The sequence below is a fragment of the Caulobacter sp. P1_D6 genome (assembly GCF_056406095.1).
Genome location: NZ_JBFUAW010000056.1, coordinates 1 through 17,536, shown reverse-complemented (window position 1 = coordinate 17,536; position 17,536 = coordinate 1). Strand labels below are relative to the sequence as shown.

General features: G+C 68.1%; 11 protein-coding genes. 4 read left to right on the top strand and 7 right to left on the bottom strand.

The window, feature by feature from the left end; translation table 11 throughout:
* Positions 1-70: 70 nt before the first annotated feature.
* Positions 71-1,270, bottom strand: coding sequence for a TetR/AcrR family transcriptional regulator (locus tag AC1DYP_RS23185; protein ID WP_477048324.1), 1,200 nt, complete (start codon positions 1,268-1,270; stop codon positions 71-73).
* Between the two features lie 245 nt (positions 1,271-1,515).
* Here AC1DYP_RS23185 and AC1DYP_RS23180 point away from each other — a divergent pair, with 245 nt between their 5' ends.
* Together AC1DYP_RS23180 and AC1DYP_RS23175 are read left to right on the top strand one after the other, a co-directional pair.
* Positions 1,516-3,807 (top strand): TonB-dependent receptor, encoded by a 2,292-nt coding sequence (locus AC1DYP_RS23180; RefSeq protein WP_477048323.1) that lies wholly within the window; start codon positions 1,516-1,518, stop codon positions 3,805-3,807.
* A 53-nt stretch (positions 3,808-3,860) separates the two neighbouring features.
* Positions 3,861-4,949, top strand: a complete 1,089-nt coding sequence (locus AC1DYP_RS23175; protein ID WP_477048322.1) for a tyrosine-protein phosphatase — start codon at positions 3,861-3,863, stop codon at positions 4,947-4,949.
* 115 nt (positions 4,950-5,064) lie between these two features.
* On the opposite strand, the gene paoC is transcribed toward AC1DYP_RS23175, so the two are convergent.
* The 6 genes from paoC to AC1DYP_RS23145 all read right to left on the bottom strand — a co-directional run bounded on the left by paoC (position 5,065) and on the right by AC1DYP_RS23145 (position 13,371).
* A complete protein-coding gene (paoC, locus tag AC1DYP_RS23170) occupies positions 5,065-7,260 on the bottom strand; it encodes an aldehyde oxidoreductase molybdenum-binding subunit PaoC (protein WP_477048321.1) in 2,196 nt (731 codons plus the stop codon).
* Positions 7,261-7,264: 4 nt separating this feature from the next.
* Positions 7,265-8,215, bottom strand: coding sequence for an FAD binding domain-containing protein (locus tag AC1DYP_RS23165; protein ID WP_477048320.1), 951 nt, complete (start codon positions 8,213-8,215; stop codon positions 7,265-7,267).
* Positions 8,212-8,844, bottom strand: a complete 633-nt coding sequence (gene paoA, locus AC1DYP_RS23160; RefSeq protein ID WP_477048319.1) for an aldehyde dehydrogenase iron-sulfur subunit PaoA — start codon at positions 8,842-8,844, stop codon at positions 8,212-8,214. Before paoA ends, AC1DYP_RS23165 begins: the two co-directional genes overlap by 4 nt.
* A gap of 42 nt (positions 8,845-8,886) precedes the next feature.
* Complete coding sequence (locus AC1DYP_RS23155; protein ID WP_477048318.1) at positions 8,887-9,381, bottom strand: (R)-mandelonitrile lyase; 495 nt, start codon at positions 9,379-9,381, stop codon at positions 8,887-8,889.
* Between the two features lie 141 nt (positions 9,382-9,522).
* A complete protein-coding gene (locus AC1DYP_RS23150) occupies positions 9,523-10,428 on the bottom strand; it encodes a LysR family transcriptional regulator (RefSeq protein WP_477048317.1) in 906 nt (301 codons plus the stop codon).
* 132 nt (positions 10,429-10,560) lie between these two features.
* Complete coding sequence (locus tag AC1DYP_RS23145) at positions 10,561-13,371, bottom strand: TonB-dependent receptor (protein ID WP_477048316.1); 2,811 nt, start codon at positions 13,369-13,371, stop codon at positions 10,561-10,563.
* 395 nt (positions 13,372-13,766) lie between these two features.
* Here AC1DYP_RS23145 and AC1DYP_RS23140 point away from each other — a divergent pair, with 395 nt between their 5' ends.
* Positions 13,767-15,101: an MFS transporter gene (locus AC1DYP_RS23140; protein WP_477048315.1), complete on the top strand. Its 1,335-nt coding sequence runs from the start codon at positions 13,767-13,769 to the stop codon at positions 15,099-15,101.
* A gap of 11 nt (positions 15,102-15,112) precedes the next feature.
* On the top strand, positions 15,113-16,966 hold the full coding sequence (locus tag AC1DYP_RS23135) for a DUF8034 domain-containing protein (RefSeq protein ID WP_477048314.1): 1,854 nt from the start codon (positions 15,113-15,115) through the stop codon (positions 16,964-16,966).
* The last annotated feature ends 570 nt before the right edge of the window (positions 16,967-17,536 follow it).

Genomic DNA, 17,536 nt, shown 5'->3' with positions numbered 1-17,536 from the left:
TCCTCCGTGGAACCCCGGAGGGCTAGAGAAGAGTTGTGACAACTTCTTCAGGGCCTCGCCGACGGCGTCGTCAGGTGGTGCGCGCGACGGGAGCCAGGCCGTCGACGAAGCGCGCTTCGATCCGGTCCATCAGCGCCTCGCGCGAGCGCAGCGGCGCGTCGTCCGCCGCGCAGGCGAACCAGATCGCCGAGAGCAGCCGCGACAGCACGCCCGAATTGAGCACCAGGTCGCTCGGCGCGAGGACGAACAGCCGGTCCAGGGAGTCACGGACCGTGCCGCCATGCGAGTAGCGGATCACGGCGCCGGCTCCCGCCAGGTCCGGGCGCCGGATCGCGGCCAGGAACAGGCGACGCCGGCGCAGGACCGGACTGGCCGGCCTTTCGGCGATGGAATGAAACCGCATCGCTTCGAACAGGCGCTCCACGGTCAGGTTGTCGTCCTCCTGCGGTGTGACGAAGCCGCCTTGGGCGATGGTTTCCTGGGTCAGGACCTGGACCTGGCCGCGAATGGCCCCGGCGACGAGGTCCTCAATGGAGCGGAAATGGTGGGTGACCGATCCGGTGGTCACGCCGGCCCGTGTGGCCACCGCGCGATGGGTCAGGCCGCTGAGACCCCGATCCTCCACGACCTCGGCGGCGGCCTCGGCGATCCGCAGGGCGGCGGGCGCCACCGAGCCGTGCGCGCGGGCGCCGGCCGACCGTTCGGCCAGGAGCAGCGCGCCGCGTTCCGCGCGTGGCGGCGCGCCGAGCCAGGTCGCGGCGAAATGATCGCAGGTCTCCGCCAGCACCGATCTTTCGAGCGCCGGCGACCAGGTCGAAAGGTGGTAGAGCGCCTCGGACTCGAAGAACACGTGCAGCAGCCGTCCTTCGGTGGGATCCAGGCCGAGGGCCGCCGCCGCGGCCGACCAGAAGTCCCGCCACAGCCGGGTCCAACCGGCGGCGGCCCCCGTTCCCGCGCCGGCGGCCAGGCTCTCCTGGTACAGCAAGGCCAGCGACCGCGCGTCGGTGGTCCATTCGGTCAGCACGTGGACCAGGGCCTGGGCGGCGCCGTCCGGGGTGGCCGGCAAGGCTTGGATCTCATGGGCGCGGGCTTGCAGCCAGGTCGCTGTCTGAGCGGCGCCATGCTCGAACGCCAATGATAACAACTGTTCCATACCGCCGAAGTTGTAATTGACGGCGCTGGGGGCCGCTCCGATAGCGGCGGCGACCGACCTGGCGGACGCGGCGGCGATTCCCTGCTGGGACACCAGTTGGGCGGCGGCCTGGATCATCCGGTCGCGACGGCTGTCCTCATCGGCCGGGAGCGGACGTTTCGCGGTATCGGGCGTCAGGGCCGAGAGAGAAGAGCGAGCAACCATCCCTTATTCTCGCAGGCCGCGAGGCGGGCGCAAGTGCGGCCTCGTCGATCGGCGACCTTCATAAAGCTGCTACATAACATTCGTTCCAAAGTCACATGCCGAGCCTAGGCACGCCCTCGGCTTCAACGCCTGGTCGGAAACAGAATTCGGGGTGTGACATGGGACGGCAATTTCACAAGGCGGCGCTGCGCGCCGGTCTGCTGGCGAGCACGGCGATGCTGGTGCTGAGCGGCCAGGCCCACGCGGCCGACGCGCCCGTGAACGAAGGCGTGGCGCCCGAGGCCGCGACCAGCCTGGACGAGGTCGTGATCACCGCGCAGAAGCGCAAGACCAACCTGCAGGACACCCCGATCGCCATCTCGGCGATGGACAGCCAGGCGCTGAAGGCCCGTCACGTCCAGTCGATCGCCGACCTGGGCGACGGCGCCATTCCCTCGCTGCGCGTGGCCCCGTTCTTCGCCCGCAAGTCGGCCCTGACGATCGGCATGCGCGGCATCGGCGCCTCGGGCGACGCCAACCAGCCGGCCCGCGACCAGGCGGTCGGCGTCTATGTCAACGGCGTCTATCTGGGCCGCGCCCAGGGCCTAGGCTCTGCCTTGTACGATGTCGAGCGCATCGAGGTGCTGAAGGGCCCGCAAGGCACGCTGTTCGGCCGCAACACCGAGGGCGGCGCCGTCAGCATCGTCACCAAGGCCCCGTCGGGCGTGTTCGGCATGAACACCACGCTCGGCTACAGCAACTACGACGGCTACAAGGCCGAAACCCACATCGACCTGCCCAGCTTCCACGAGGTCAGCGTCAAGATCGACGCGCTGCTGAGCAAGCGCGACGGCACGGTGACCAACCCGACCACCTCGGGCCAGCCGGACTTCAATTCCGACGAGAAGCGCGGCTTCCAGATCGAGGCGATGTGGCGTCCGACCGACAACTTCAGCGCCGACTACGCCTTCGACGACTCCTACGACGCCTCGACGCCGTACTACGTCCAACTGCTGAAGAAGGGCAGCCTGGCCCTGGCGCCCCTGGCCCCGACCCAGCCCGACCGCGCCGAGCGCGCCAATGTCGGCGTGCCGCTGCGGCTCAGCGAAGGGTTCACCTGGGGCCATCGCCTGAACCTCAGCTGGAAGCTGTCGGATAATCTGGAGCTGAAGTCGATCAGCTCGTACCGCGACCTCAAGCAGGGGCAGTACGACAACGGCGCCGCGGCGCTGTCGGTCTTCGCGCCCAACGCGCCCTTCGCCCGTTACAGCCTGGCCCAGGTCCACCAGGACCAGTTCAGCCAGGAATTCCAGGCGATCGGCAGCACCTCGCGGCTCGAATACGTGGCCGGCGCCTTCTATTACCGCGAGAACGTCGACGACAACGCCCAGACGCCCAACTCCCTGCAGTGGAACGCCACGGGCACGGGCTACACGATCCTGTCGCTGGACCTGAACACCTATCCCTTCGACCGTGTCAGCCAGGCCCAGACCACCAGCTACGGCGTGTTCGGCCAGGCGGTGTGGAACCCGCCGATCCTGGACGACAAGGCCCATGTCACGGTCGGCGGCCGCCTGACCAAGGACGAGCGGACGGGCTCGCTGGACATCGTCAACGGCGCTCTGCCCAGCTATGTCGACGCCAACAAGCAGACGGTCGTCGGGATCATCCCGCTCGACGAGTCCTGGAGCCACTTCGACCCGCTGGTCACCCTGGCCTACGAGGTCACGCCGGACGTCAACGTCTATGGCCGCTGGAGCACGGGCTACAAGGCCGGCGGCGCCAATTCGCGCTCGCTGACCTATCGCGCCTTCGATCCGGAAAAGGTGTCGATGTTCGAGATCGGCGCCAAGAGCGAGTTCTGGGATCGCCGGGCCCGCTTCAACGTCGCGGCCTATACCGGCGACATCAAGGACGCCCAGGTCGACTTCAACGTCCTGATCCTCAACAACAACCGCGGCACGCTGGAGACCACCAACGCCGCGACCGGCAAGACCAAGGGCTTCGAGGCCGATTTCGCGCTGGTCCCAGTCGAGGGCCTGACCCTGTCGGGCAGCTACGCCTACACCAAGGCGACGTTGTCCAAGGCCTTCAACCCGTTCACCAACACCCAGTCGACGATCTATCCGCTGTTCACGCCCAAGAACGCCTACAGCGTGGCAGCGGACTACGAGCATCCGGCCTTCGGCGCGACCCTGCTGGCCCACCTGGACGGCAACTACGCCGACGGCCAGTACACCAGCACCACGGACCCGACGCTCAGCGACGACTCCTTCATCGTCAACGGCCGCCTGGCCCTGACCGACATCCAGTTGGCCGAGGGCAGCCCGGCCCTGCAGCTGTCGCTGTGGTCGCGCAACCTGCTCGACGAGAGCCACGTGTTCTACCGCAACACCAACGCGGCCCTGGGAACCTACGGCATCTACAACGAGCCGCGCACCTACGGCGTCGAGTTCAACGTCAAGTTCTAGCCCAGAGCCGGGCGGGGCTTGGTCTCGCCCGGCCGTCATTTTGGAGCGACCTCATGGATCGTCGTACCTTCCTCCTGGCGGCCGTCGCCAATGGAGCCCTGGCCGCCGCCCCGGCCGCCTTCGCCGCCACGCCGCTGGAGGGCAAGGCCAGCCGCCTTTCGCCCCGGAGCGTCCGCCTGGACTGGGACGCCAAGGAGCCCGTCTCGATCTACCAATCGGGCAATCCCGACGCGCCGCGCCAGGCCATGAGCCGGGTGAAGACGGCCGTCGCGGGCGGCGCCGACCTGCCGGCGGCCGTCTCGCCGCGCCCCTATTTCCTGATCGAGACCAAGGGCGGCCAGCAGACCCGCGTGGCCGAGCGGCTCCTGCCGCTGGAAGGCGGCCGTAACTTCCGCGACATCGGCGGCTATCGCACCACCGACGGCCGGCAGGTGCGCTGGGGCAAGATTTATCGCTCGGGCGTGATGGCCGGCCTGACCCTCGCCGACATGACCTATCTGTCCCAGCTGGGCGTCTCGGTGATCTGCGACCTGCGCAGCCCGCAGGAGCGCAACGCCGAGCCGACACCGTTCCTCAAGGTGGACGGCGTCGAGGTGATCGCCATCGACTACAACATGGACATGTCGCTGGGCGGCCTGGCCAAGATGCAGACCCGTGAGCAGGCGATCCAGGGTTTCGCCCAGGCCTATGTCGGCTTCCTGGACATCCTGACGCCGCACTACACGGAACTCTTCGCGCGGCTCGCCGCCGGCAAGGCGCCGCTGGCCTTCAACTGCAGCGCCGGCAAGGACCGTACGGGCATGGGGACGGCCCTGGTGCTGTCGGTGCTGGGCGTGCCGCGCGAAACCATCGTGGCCGACTACGCCCTGACCCAGGTCTACACGCCGCCGTCGATGTACAAGGCCCAGATGGCCTCGGCTTCCGGCGCCAGGATGGGCGGGATGACCGCCGAGCAACTGCAGGCCTTCGCCCGCATGCCGCCCGAGGTCCTGGACGTGATGATGGGTTCTGACCCCGGCGTGATGCGCTCGGCCCTGGCCGCCGTCGACGCCAAGTACGGCGGCCCCGTCGCCCTGACCAAGGCCAAGTTCGGAATGACCGACGAGAAGATCGCGGCCATGCGCAAGGCCTATCTGGTCTGAAACTGAACAGCGCGGGCGGTCTTCGGGCAAAACCGGAGACCGCCTGGCGCGATCGTTCCTGGCGTCACAAATGGCTCGTGGCGGGCTTCTGGGAGTCCGCGCGGCTTCGTGCCGATCAGACCAGGGCGGGCAGGCGATCCAGGTGCTTGTCCAGGGTGATCGGGTATTGCCGCACCCGGGCGCCGGTGGCGTTGTAGACCGCGTTGGCGATCGCCGCCGCGACGCCGCAGATGCCCAGTTCGCCCACGCCCTTGGCCTTCATCGGCGAGGTGGTCGGATCGGTCTCGTCCAGGAAGATCACCTCCTGGTGCGGAATGTCGGCATGAACCGGCACCTCGTAGCCGGCCAGGTCGTGATTGACGAAGAAGCCGATGCGCTTGTCGACGACCATCTCCTCCATCAGGGCCGCGCCGGCGCCCATGGTCATGCCGCCGATCACCTGGTTGCGGGCCGACTTCGGATTGAGGATCCGGCCGGCGGCGCAGACGGCCAGCATGCGTCGGATGCGGATTTCGCCGGTGACGCTGTCGACGCCGACCTCGACGAAGTGGGCCGCGAAGGTCGACTGCTGCTGCTTCTTGGCCAGGTCGCCGTATTCCATGGCGTCCTCGGCCACCAGCTCCGCGTCGGCGGCGGCCTGGGTCAGCGGCAGGCTGCGCCCGCCGGCCCGCACCTGGCCATCGGTGAATTCGGCCGTCGCCGGGTCGAGGCCGAGCTTGGCCGCCACCGCCTCGCGCAGCTTGACGCAGGCGGCGTACACCCCGGCGGTCGAGCTGTTGGCGCCCCACTGGCCGCCCGAACCGGCCGAGACCGGAAACAGCGAGTCGCCCAGCTTGACCGTCACCTGGTCCAGCGGCACGCCCATCATCTCGGCGGCGGTCTGGGCGATGATCGTATAGGTGCCGGTGCCGATGTCGGTCATGTCGGTCTCGACCGTCACCATGCCGTCCTTGGCGAGCCGTACGCGGGCGGCCGACTTCATGTTCAGATTGTTGCGGAAGCCCGCCGCGACGCCCATGCCGACCAGCCAGCGGCCGTCCCGGCTCTGGCCGGGCAGACCGCGCTTGGCCCAGCCGAAGCGGTCCGCGCCGGTGCGCAGGCATTCGATCAACTGGCGCTGGGAGAAGGGCCGTTCGGGCTTTTCCGGATCGACCTGGGTGTCGTTGAGGATGCGGAACTGGACCGGATCCAGGTTCAGCTTCTCGGCCATCTCGTCCATGGCGATTTCCAGGACCATCAGGCCGGGGGCTTCGCCCGGCGCGCGCATGGCGTTGCCTTCGGCCAGGTCCAGCACCGCCAGGCGGGTGGCCGTCATGCGGTTGGCGCCGGCATAGAGCAGGCGCGTCTGCTGGATGGCGTCCTCGGTCTTGCCGCCCGGTATGTTGCCCGACCAGGTCTCGTGGCCGATGGCGGTGATCTTGCCGTCCGGGGTCGCGCCCAGACGGACGCGCTGGATGGTCGCCGGGCGGTGAGGGGTGTTGTTGAACATCAGCGGCCGGGTCAGCGCCACCTTGACCGGCCGTCCGGCCGCCCGCGCGCCCAGGGCGGCCAGGATGGCGTCGGCGCGCACGAACAGCTTGCCGCCGAAGCCGCCGCCGATGAAGGGCGAGACCAGGCGTACATTGGCCTTGGGGACGCCCAGGGTCTTGGCGACGTCGGTCACGCTCCAGTCGATCATCTGGTTGGCCGTCCAGAGCGTCAGCTTGTCGCCCTTCCAGACGGCGATCGAGGCGTGCGGCTCCATCATCGCGTGGGCGTGGTCGGGCGTGCTGTAGGTCTGGTCCAGGGTCACGGGCGCGGCGGCGAAGGCGCCGGCGAAGTCGCCCACGGCGCTGTCGGGACGGCCGTCGGTCGGCTTGACCGCGCTGTCCTTGGCGCCGGCCAGGTCGAAGCTGCCCTTGTCGCGGACATAGTCGATCTTGATGAGATGGGCGGCGTCGCGCGCCTGCTCGAAGGTCTCGGCCACCACTAGCGCCACGGCCTGGTGGTAGTGCTCGATCTTGGGCCCGCCCAGCAGGGTGGCGTCGTTGAACTCGCCCTTGCCCAGCTTGCCGGCCGTGGCGGCGGTGACGATGGTGAGGACCCCCGGCGCGGCCTTGGCCTTGCTCAGGTCCATCGCCGTGATGCGGCCCTTGGCGATCGCCGAGCCCACCACGAAGCCGTAGGCCAGGTCGGCGACGGCGTCGTGCTTCTCGTAGGCGTAGGGCGCGCGGCCGGTGGTCTTCAGCGGACCGTCGATGCGGTCGGTGGCCTTGCCGATCACCTTGAGCCGGTCGATCGGATTGGTCGTCGCGGGCGTGTCGAATTTCATCGGATCAGACCCTGGCTTGCGTCAACGTCGCGCCGAGCGCGCGCTCGACCAACGTCAGCTTGAAGGCGTTCTCGGAGGTGGTCTTGGCCCCGGCCAGCAGTTGGTCGGTCACGGCCTTGGCGCCGCGCGTCATCTGAGCCTCCGCCGCCTCGACCCGCCACGGCTTGTGGGCGACGCCGCCCAGGGCCAGGCGGCCCGAGCCGTCCCGCTGGACGACGGCCGCGATGGACACCAGGGCGAAGGCGTAGGACGCCCGGTCGCGGACCTTCTGATAGCTGTGCATTCCCCCGATCGGCTTGGGCAGGGTCACCGCCGTGATCAGCTCGCCCGACGCCAGGGCGGTTTCCAGATGCGGCGTCGCGCCCGGCAGGCGGTGGAAGTCGGCGATGGGGATGGCGCGCGTCGTTCCGTCGGGGCGGACCGTCTCGACGACCGCGTCCAGCGCCCGCATGGCCACGGCCATGTCGCTGGGGTGGGTGGCGATGCAGGCCTCGCTGGTACCGAGCACCGCATGGCCGCGCGTGAAGCCGCCGATGGCGGCGCAGCCCGCGCCAGGAGTGCGTTTGTTGCACGGCTGGTTGGTGTCGTAGAAATAAGGACAGCGGGTGCGCTGCAGCAGGTTGCCGGCCGTGGTCGCCTTGTTGCGAAGCTGGCCCGAGGCGCCGGCCAGCAAGGCCCGCGACAGCACGCCGTAGTCACGGCGCACTCGCTTGTCGGCCGCCAGGTCGGTGTTGCGCACCAGGGCCCCGATCCGCAGGCCGCCGTCCGGCCCAGGCTCGATCTTGTCCAGTTTCAGGCCGTTGACGTCGATCAGGTGCCGGGGCGTCTCGATCTGCAGCTTCATCAGGTCGAGCAGGTTGGTGCCGCCGGCGATGAACTTGGCGCCGGGCGTGCGGGCGGCGATGGCGGCCGCCTCCTTGGGCGTGCGGGCGCGCTCGTAGCTGAAGGCTTTCATGCCGTTCTCCCCGAGACTTCGGTGATGGCTTCGACGATGTTGGAATAGGCCCCGCAGCGACAGATGTTGCCGCTCATCCGCTCGCGCAGTTCGGCCTGCGTCACGGTCGGCTTGGCCGTGAGGTCGTCGGTGACGTGGCTGGGGATCCCGGCCTTGATCTCGGCGAGCACGGCCACCGCCGAGCAGATCTGGCCCGGCGTGCAGTAGCCGCACTGATAGCCGTCATGCTTGACGAAGGCGGCCTGCATCGGATGCAGCTTTTCCGGCGCGCCCAGGCCCTCGATCGTGGTCACCTTGTCGCCTTCGTGCATGACCGCCAGGCTCAGGCACGAATTGATCCGGCGACCGTCGACGATCACCGTGCAGGCGCCGCATTGGCCGTGGTCGCAGCCTTTCTTGGTGCCGGTCAGCTTCAGGTGCTCGCGCAGGGCGTCCAGCAGGGTCGTGCGGGTGTCCAGCTCAAGCGACTGGGTCTTGCCGTTGACCTCGAACGACACCTTGGCCAGCACCGGCTGGTCGGCGGCCGCTTCCGCCGCGGTCGCCGGCCGTGCGGCGGTCGCCGCCACCGAGGCCGCGCCGACCTTCATCAGGCCGCGTCGCGAGAGCGCCAGGTCTTCGAGACTTTGCATGGTGTGCTCCCTTGTCGTGGCTGGGACATTCGAGGACGTCGGTCAGTTCTGGGCCTTGCCGACGCCGGCCAGGTATTGGGCGTCGGTCACCGGCTCGAGCCAGTCGACCGCCCGGCCATCCAGGCTTTCGGCGATGGCGATGTGGGTCATGGCGGTCGCCGCGGTCGCTCCGTGCCAATGTTTGTGGCCGGGCGGACACCAGATCACGTCGCCCGGACGGATCTCGACGATGGGGCCGCCTTCGCACTGGGTCCAACCCAGGCCCGAGGTGACGATCAGAGTCTGGCCCAGCGGGTGGGTGTGCCAGTTGCTCCGCGCGCCTGCCTCGAACGTGACGAAGGCGCCGCCGGCCCGAGCCGGGGCCTTGGCCTGAAACGGCGTATCGATGCGAACCGTTCCGGTGAAATTCTGGGCCGGCCCCTTCACCGAAGGCTTTTCGCCGTTGCGCTGGATTTCCATCGCCGTTCTCTCGGTGGGTTGCGCCTGGACCTGAGACGCCAAGCACAGGACGAGGAGGGCGGCGCAGATCGATCTCATGGACGCTCCTGGCTCGCTGAGCCGCCACGGTTCCGCCGTTCAGGTCGGCCGTGGCCACCGTCAGCCTAGCTCGCCGCTCGTCCAGCGATTAGTGGGCTAAAGTGGCATGGACCTATACTCCAGGTTCATGAATGCGCGGGCTCAGGACCTGGACCGGGCGCCATGTCTCAAGGCTTCGACGAAGACCGCGAAGGCCGGCGTCGGCTGCCGGCGGCTGGGATAATAGAGGTGGTAGCCGGCGAAGGGCTCGCACCAGTCCTCGAGCACGGTCCGCAGACGGCCGTCGGCCAGGTAGGGCTGGGCGAGGTCCTCCATCACGAAGGCCAGGCCAAAACCGTCGACCGCCGCCTTCACGCACATGCGCGAGGCGTTGAACGCCAGTTGCCCGTCGACCCGCACCTTGACCTCCCGGCCGTCCTTCTCGAACTCCCAGGCATAGAGGCCGCCCGAGGTCTGCATGCGCAGATTGATGCAGCGGTGCTCGGTCAGGTCCTGAGGCGTCCGGGGCGTGGGGTGGCTGTCCAGATAGGACGGCGAGCCGATCACGATCATGCGCAGGGGCGGGCCGATGGGCACGGCGATCATGTCCTTGGCCAGCTGTTCGCCCAGCCGCACGCCCGCGTCGTAGCGCTCGGCGACGATGTCGACCAGGCTGGTGTCGATGGTCAGCTCCACCGTGATGTCGGGATAATCGGTCAGCATCCGTGTCAGGACGGGCCAGAGGACGGTTTCGACCGCATGGCCGCTGGCCGTGATGCGGATGTTGCCGGCGGGCTTGTCGCGAAGCTCGGTCAGCGTCGCCAGCTTGCTGTCGATCTCGTCGAGGGCGGGGCGCAGGGTCTCCAGCAGGCGCTCTCCGGCCTCGGTCGGCGCGACGCTGCGGGTGGTCCGGGTCAGCAGGCGCAGGCCCAGCCGCGCTTCGAGACGCCGGATCGTATGGCTCAGCGCCGACTGCGAGGTGCCCAGCTTGGCCGCGGCGCGGGTGAAGCTCCGCTCCTCCGCCACGGCCAGGAACGCCGTCAGGTCGCCCAGTTCCTCGCGCCGCATTCATGATCTCCGAACATGGGTCCGGAAGGATCATAGCGGGGATTTGCTGGGTGAGCGTGGAAACTAGAGCGGCGCCGGCTGGACAAAGCCGGCGCCGCAACCAGGGCGCTGGGTGGGGGGAAGAGCCGCGCCCTAGTAGCTGTAGCGGAGGCCGACGAAGTAGGTCCTGCCGCTGTGGGTGTGGACGTTCAGGCGGTTGCTGTCGCCGACGAACTGGTCGTTGAATTCGTCGGTCAGGTTCACCCCCTCGATGCTCAGCTTGAGGTTCGGGCGGATGTTGAAGCTGGCCTGGGCGTCGATGTTCAGGGTCTCGTTGGTGCCGTGATAGGCGTTGCCGTCGTTGCCCGGCACCTGGGTCAGGTAGCCGTCGCGATACGAGGCCGAGCCGCGGATGCTCCACCTGTCGGTCTCGTAGTAGAGCGTGGCGTTGGCGGCATGCTTGGACAGGCCCACCAGGGTGGCGTTGACTGTCGGCGCGCCGGGCGTGGTCGAGGTCAGGTACTCGATGTTCGAGTCCACGAAGGTGTAGTTCAGGATGTAGCCGAAGTGGCTCCAGGCGCCGGGCAGGAAGGTCAGCGGCTGCTGCCAGTTGATCTCGAAGCCCTTCAGGTCGCCGCCGTTCGAATTGACCGGCTGGGTGACGTCGAAGATGTCGGTCGAGGTGGCGCCGGTGCCGGCGATCAGTGAGTCCGGCAGACCCAGGGTGTTGTAGGGCACCTGGGTGCGCAGGGTGGCGACGAAGGTGTCGATCCGCTTGAAGAACACGCCGGCGGCCAGCATGGCGCCCTGCGACGGGTACCATTCCAGCGACAGGTCCAGGTTCTTGGACTGGGTCGGATCCAGGTCCGGGTTGCCGGACGAGAAGGTCCGGTTGGCGCCCTGGACGCTGACGTCCCCGCCGGGCGACAGCGAGCCGATGCCGGGGCGCGAGATGGTCTTGGCGGCGCTGATCCGGGCCACGACGGTGTCGGTGAGGTCGGCCGCCAGGTTGAACGACGGCAGGGTCATGTTGTAGTCGCGCTGGACGTTGACCAGCTGCACCACGTTGTTGACCACGGCGTAGCCGCCCGACTCCTGCTGGGTATTGACCTCGCGCACGCCGGCGTCGCCGCGGAAGGGCAGGCCGAAGGCGTCGAACCGGAACTCGGCCTGGATGTAGGCGCCGGCGTCCTTCTCCTCGACCGTGCCGTACTGGCCGCGCGCGGAGCTGTTGTTGGTGTTGGTCAGGGCGTAGATGCCCGTGTTGCTGTAGATGCCGTAGGTCCGGGCGTAGGCGTCGATGTCGGGCGTCAGCCAGGCGGTGGCGTTGCCGGCCGGCAGGCCCATGTTCCTGCCGAAGCCCGAATAGACCTTGGAGACGGCGGCCAGCTGGGCCGGGGTCAGGGTCTGGGAGACGGTTTCGCTGGTCCGGTACTGGCCGTAGCTGTCGTACTCGAACTTGCGGAAGTCGACGCCGGCCTTGAGGGTCAGGTTCTCGTTGAACTCGTATTCGCCGAAGATCTTGCCGGTGGTGAACTGGTTCTCGACGAACTGCGGCCGCAGGCGCACTTCCGAGGTGCCGTTGATGGCGCTCCAGTTGGCCGGATCGGTGGCGTCGAAGCCCAGCAGGATGGTGGGCAGGCGGTCGCCGCGGAAGTCGTACGAGTAGCCTTGGCTGTTGGCCCGGTCGAAGGTGATGATCGTCGACACCGGCTGGGTGAAGGTCGAGTCCGCGTAGCCCAGCAGGGCGCCGACCTTGAACTTGTCGGTGAACCGGTGATCGGCCGACAGGGTGAACTGCTTGAACTCGGTGTTCAGCTCGTCATAGGCCGACTGGGTGCGCAGATCGACGTTGTCGAGCTTGGCGTAGACCAGGTTGTGGTTCGCGTCGACCACGCCGTCGCGGATGATGGTCTGCGGCTTGCCCGTGCCGCCGCGCGACAGGCCCAGCGCCTGCAGCTGGGCTTCCTTACGAGTGCCGGCCAGGTAGGAATAAAGCGCGTCGAACGAGACGTTGGTCTGGTCGGTCGGCCTCCATTGCAACGAGCCGCTGGCGCCGAACCGCTCGGACTCGATGTCGTAGCTGACATAGGCCGGGATGCGCGGGTGGTAGAGGGCGGTGGCGGTGTTGCTGTCGTTGATCTGGGCCAGGGTGTAGCCGGGCAGGGTGGACAGCGGACTGAAGCCGCCGTTGCTGCCGCCATAGGTCCAACGGGTGATGTTGGCGCCTTCCTCGAGCAGGTGGCGCTTTTCGTAGGCGACCGAGACCAGCGCGCCGAACGTGCCGTCGCGCCAGGTGCGGCTGGCCAGGGCCGACAGTCGCGGCCCGGCGTCCTTGGCCAGGTCGTTGTAGCTGGCCTGGGCCGAGAGCACGAGCTGGGGCTTGGGATTGTCGAACGGGCTGGCGGTGTCCAGGTCGACCGTCGCGCCCAGCGAGCCTTCCTCGACGTCGGCCGAGGCGGTCTTGCGCACGGCGATGCTGTTGAACAGGTCCGAGGCGAAGATGTTGAAGTCGAAGCCGCGGCCGCGATTGGTGCCGCCGCTGTTGGCCGTGCCGCCGGTGGTGGTGATGGCTTCCATGCCGTTGATGCGGACGCGGGTGTATTCCGAACCCAGGCCGCGGACCGAGATCTGCCGGCCTTCGCCGTTGATGCGCGAGATCGACACGCCGGGGATGCGCTGCAGCGACTCCGCCAGGTTCAGGTCGGGGAACTGGGCGATGTCCTCGGCCTTGATGGCGTCGACGACGCCGGAGGCGTTGCGCTTGACGTTGATGGCGCTGGCCAGGCTGGCCCGGAAGCCGGTGACGACCACTTCCTCGACCTCGGAGGACTCGGAAGACGCTTGGGCGGGAGGGGCGGCGGTCTGGGCGTGGGCCGCGCCCGCCATGGCGATGGCGACCGTCAGGCCCGACGCGCCTCCAACCAGAATGGTCCGCAGGCCCTGTGAATCTCGACGCGCCATGATTTCCCTCCCATGCCCGCGGTTCGCGGGTCGTATTCTTGTGGAGACCGGACGAACCGGCCTCTGGCTGTGGGAAAAGGATAGGAGCGGCTCCGGCGCGGGGGCCAATCCTAATCGGGCATGGACCGATGCAGGATCTGCACCGATGAACGTCGGTCTCGCTCTATTTCGGGCTGTTTTCGGCGAAAACCGCGACGTCACCGACGGTTCGCTCGCTCCGAGAGGACGCGGTTTGGCCCGCATCGATGTTGCCGGTGGATCGGTCGATTGCCGATTTGACTTAGACCGGCCCCTCCACGGTCTTTAGCTTCTGCCTCAAGGCCCTCGATTGGGCGACGCGGGATTCGATCGGATCGGGTCCGCGATCAAAACAAGAAGACAGGGAAGGGGACGCGATGACCGCGCAGACCGCCGACGGCGCCGCCAAGAGGACTCGCGTCCGCTGGCTGATCATCTTTCTGCTGTTCGTCATCACCACGATCAACTACGCCGACCGCGCCACCTTCTCGATCGCCGGCCAGTCGGCGTCCAAGGAACTGGGGCTGGACCCCGTGGCCATGGGCTACATCCTGTCGGCCTTCGCCTGGGCCTATGTGCTGGGCCAGATTCCGGGCGGGGCGCTGCTGGACCGGTTCGGCTCCAAGAAGATCTACACCGCCGCCCTGGTCCTCTGGTCGGGCTTCACGCTGCTGCAAGGCTTCGCGGGGATCTTCACGGGCCTGGCCGCCGCCGTCGCCCTGTTCGCCATGCGCTTCATGGTCGGCCTGGCCGAATCCCCGTCCTTCCCCGCTAACGCCCGCATCGTCGCGGCCTGGTTCCCGGGGCCCGAGCGCGGCACCGCCTCGGCGATCTTCAACTCGGCCCAGTACTTCTCGCTGGTGGCCTTCGCCCCGCTGATGGGCTGGCTGGCCCACAGCTTCGGCTGGCGTTCGGTGTTCGTCGTGATGGGCGGCGTGGGCATCGTGGCCGCCTTCTTCTTCGTCAGGATGATCCATAGCCCGGTGGAGCATCCGGCGATCAACAAGGCCGAGTTCGACTATATCGAGGCCGGCGGCGGCCTGGTGCGGATGGAAGACAAGAACGCCGCCAGCGGCGCGGCCTTCACCTGGGGCAACGTCAAGCAGGTGCTGGGCAGCCGCATGCTGCTGGGCGTCTATCTGGGGCAGTACTGCATCAACGTGCTGACCTATTTCTTCGTCACCTGGTTCCCGATCTACCTGGTCAAGGAGCGCGGGCTGTCGATCATGCAGGCGGGCTTCACCGCCGCCCTGCCGGCCCTGTGCGGGTTCGCCGGCGGCATCCTGGGCGGCATGATCTCGGACGCGCTGCTGAAGAAGACCGGCTCGCTGGACATCGCCCGCAAGACCCCGCTGCTGCTGGGCATGGTGCTGGCCACCTGCATCATCGCCTGCAACTACGTCGAACAGGAATGGCTGGTCATCGTGATCATGGCCCTGGCCTTCTTCGGCAAGGGCGTGGCCTCGCTGGGCTGGGCCGTGGTGGCCGACACCTCGCCCAAGGAGATGGCCGGGGTGACGGGCGGCATCTTCAACACCTTCGGCAATGTCGCCGGCATCGTGACCCCGATCGTCATCGGCTACATCGTCAAGGGCACCGGCTCGTTCGACGGCGCCTTGATCTTCGTCGGCGTCCACTGCGTGATCTGCATCGCCGCCTACTTCCTGATCGTCGGCAAGATCCAGCGTCTCGTGCTGAAGCCGGCGGCCTGAGGGAGCGATCGATGACGACCCGCCGCCGCTTTCTCCGCACCGCCTCGGCCCTGCTGCTGGCGACCGTCGCCTCGCCGGTCCTGGCCGCCCCGACGCCCGCGCTCGAGATCAACACCCCGATGGCGCCGCCCGAATGGGCGCTGCTGGAACGCGAGCTGCTGAAGGCCAACGCCGAGGCCTGCGAAGCCTTCTTCGCCCGTTATTTCGACGACCGCGGCTTCCTGCTGGCGGTCGAGCGCTGGGGCGCCAACGACGGTCCCGACGACGCCATCGAGAACGTCAACGACTGGCCGCACCTGCACGCCCTGGGCGCCAGCGACCGGCTGCTGGAGCTGTCGAAGAAGGCCTATGAGGGCAATGTCCGCCAGTACACCCTGGCGCGGACCAAGGACGTGCCGTTCGCCCGCGAGGGCATGTACTACAAGGAGTTCCCGGTCATGACCGACTGGCAGCACCTCTCCGAGGGGCTGTCGGTGTTCAACCTGCTGGGGCTGTCGGACCCGCGCGACGCCCGCTACCGCGACCGGGTCAAGCGGTTCTCCGGCTTCTACATGAACGAGGATCCGGGGGCGCCGAACTACGATCCCAAGCACAAGATCATCCGCAGCATGATCACCGGCAGCCGCGGCCCGATGCTGCGCAAGGCCACGCCGCTGGACTGGGCCGGCGACCCGTTCAACGTCGGCGACTTCTTCATGGAGCACGGCGAGCGGAACTACGAAGAGACCCTGCACCACTACGACGAATATACCGACGTCATCGGCGACGGGCCGCTGAACCTGCAGGTCACCAGTCTGGTGCTGAACGCCTACATGCTGGACCACGAGCCGAAGTACCGCGACTGGCTGCTGGGCTATGTCGACGCCTGGGCCGAGCGGGCCAAGGCCAACGGCGGGGTGCTGCCCAGCAACATCGGCCTGGACGGCAGGATCGGCGGCGCGACCGGCGGCAAGTGGTGGGGCGGGGTCTATGGCTGGGGCTTCAGCCCGGTCGTGCCCCAGACCGGCAAGCGCGAGGACCGCAACCGCGTGCCGCGCTCCATCGTCGGCTTCATGAACGCCTATCTGCTGACCGGCGACGACAAGTACCTGGAGGTCTGGCGCAAGCAGGCCGACGTCATCAACGCCCAGAAGAAGACCGTCGACGGCAAGGTCCAGACCCCGCGCATGTACGGCGACAAGGGCTGGTACGGCTATGCGCCGGGCGAGTACCGGACCAACGGGTTGGAGATCTGGTACCTGTCGATGAAGGCCTCGGACCGCGCGCGGGCCGCCGATCATCCCTGGCTGACCTGGCTGGACGGCAAGGACCCGAGCTTCCCGGTCAAGATCCTGCGCAAGGACCTCGAACAGGTGCGGGCCAAGGCCCAGGCCCAGCGCGACGACCGCTCGACGCCGAAGACCCGCCTGGCCGACGCGGCGTTGGACATCAACCCGGCCAGCGCCACGGCGCTGATCCACCTGATGCAGGGCGGCATCCACATCGCCCGCCCGCCGTGGTCGCCGACCTCGCCGGCCCAGGGCGGGGCGCTGCTCTATGCCCGGCTGCGCTATTTCGATCCCGAGCGTCGGCGGGCCGGCGTGCCCGAGGACGTCGCGGCCCTGGTCGAGACCCTGAGCGACGACGGGGCGACGGTGAGCCTGGTCAACACCAACCAGGTCGCGGCCCGCATCGTGACCGTGCAGGGCGGCGGCTATGGCGAGCACCAGGTGCTGAGCGTGGCGACCGACGGCGGCGCGCCCATGGCGGTCGACGCCTCGACCTTCACCGTGCGGCTGGCGCCCGGGGCAGGGGCGCGGTTGACGCTGAAGATGAGGCGGCACGCCAATCCGCCGACTCTGAGCTTTCCGTGGGACCGGGCCTAGGGCGGCGCGCAGCCGGGGACATGCTCTCACGGCGGTGCGTCGGCCGGCTTTGCGCGGCGTCGAGTGTGAGTGCGTGTCCCCAACTGACGCACTGAGTTTGGTGCTTGTTCAGGGTGACGCGTTTGACGCTGTGGATGTCGTTGGGGACATGCACTCACCCCGGCGCCGGAGACGATCTGGCGAGGCTTTGCCGTGAGAGCATGTCCCCGGCGGGGCGTCTGTGCTCGGCGAATGGTGAACAGACCTCAGCGATTTCAACGCCCTGAACTTTCTCGACCCGATTTGGTCCTCACCCTTCCGGACCGCCCGTATCCTGATCCCACCTGGAAGCATGGGGAGGGCGCACGTACGGCGACCGATGCGGCTTTCGGGGGTGGTCGAGCGGGAAGCGTTTGCGGGTTGCCTTGGATGGCGCCCTTCGCGACGGTCCTGGGCAGGTTCCTGAAACACGGGACGAAACCCAGGCGGCGGAGGATCGGCGGACGCGGCAGGCCTGGGCTGAAATCGCCCAGGTGGTCCAGGGAACGCCAATTTCCTGCCCGTCGGGGGCCTCCATCGGAGCGGGAGCGG

Bases quoted from the DNA above. Each gene is read 5' to 3' on its own strand.
- AC1DYP_RS23185 (WP_477048324.1), bottom strand. From the start codon at position 1,270: ATGATCCAGGCCGCCGCCCAACTGGTGTCCCAGCAGGGAATCGCCGCC.
- AC1DYP_RS23180 (WP_477048323.1), top strand. From the start codon at position 1,516: ATGGGACGGCAATTTCACAAGGCGGCGCTGCGCGCCGGTCTGCTGGCG.
- AC1DYP_RS23175 (WP_477048322.1), top strand. From the start codon at position 3,861: ATGGATCGTCGTACCTTCCTCCTGGCGGCCGTCGCCAATGGAGCCCTG.
- paoC (WP_477048321.1), bottom strand. From the start codon at position 7,260: ATGAAATTCGACACGCCCGCGACGACCAATCCGATCGACCGGCTCAAG.
- AC1DYP_RS23165 (WP_477048320.1), bottom strand. From the start codon at position 8,215: ATGAAAGCCTTCAGCTACGAGCGCGCCCGCACGCCCAAGGAGGCGGCC.
- paoA (WP_477048319.1), bottom strand. From the start codon at position 8,844: ATGCAAAGTCTCGAAGACCTGGCGCTCTCGCGACGCGGCCTGATGAAG.
- AC1DYP_RS23155 (WP_477048318.1), bottom strand. From the start codon at position 9,381: ATGAGATCGATCTGCGCCGCCCTCCTCGTCCTGTGCTTGGCGTCTCAG.
- AC1DYP_RS23150 (WP_477048317.1), bottom strand. From the start codon at position 10,428: ATGCGGCGCGAGGAACTGGGCGACCTGACGGCGTTCCTGGCCGTGGCG.
- AC1DYP_RS23145 (WP_477048316.1), bottom strand. From the start codon at position 13,371: ATGGCGCGTCGAGATTCACAGGGCCTGCGGACCATTCTGGTTGGAGGC.
- AC1DYP_RS23140 (WP_477048315.1), top strand. From the start codon at position 13,767: ATGACCGCGCAGACCGCCGACGGCGCCGCCAAGAGGACTCGCGTCCGC.
- AC1DYP_RS23135 (WP_477048314.1), top strand. From the start codon at position 15,113: ATGACGACCCGCCGCCGCTTTCTCCGCACCGCCTCGGCCCTGCTGCTG.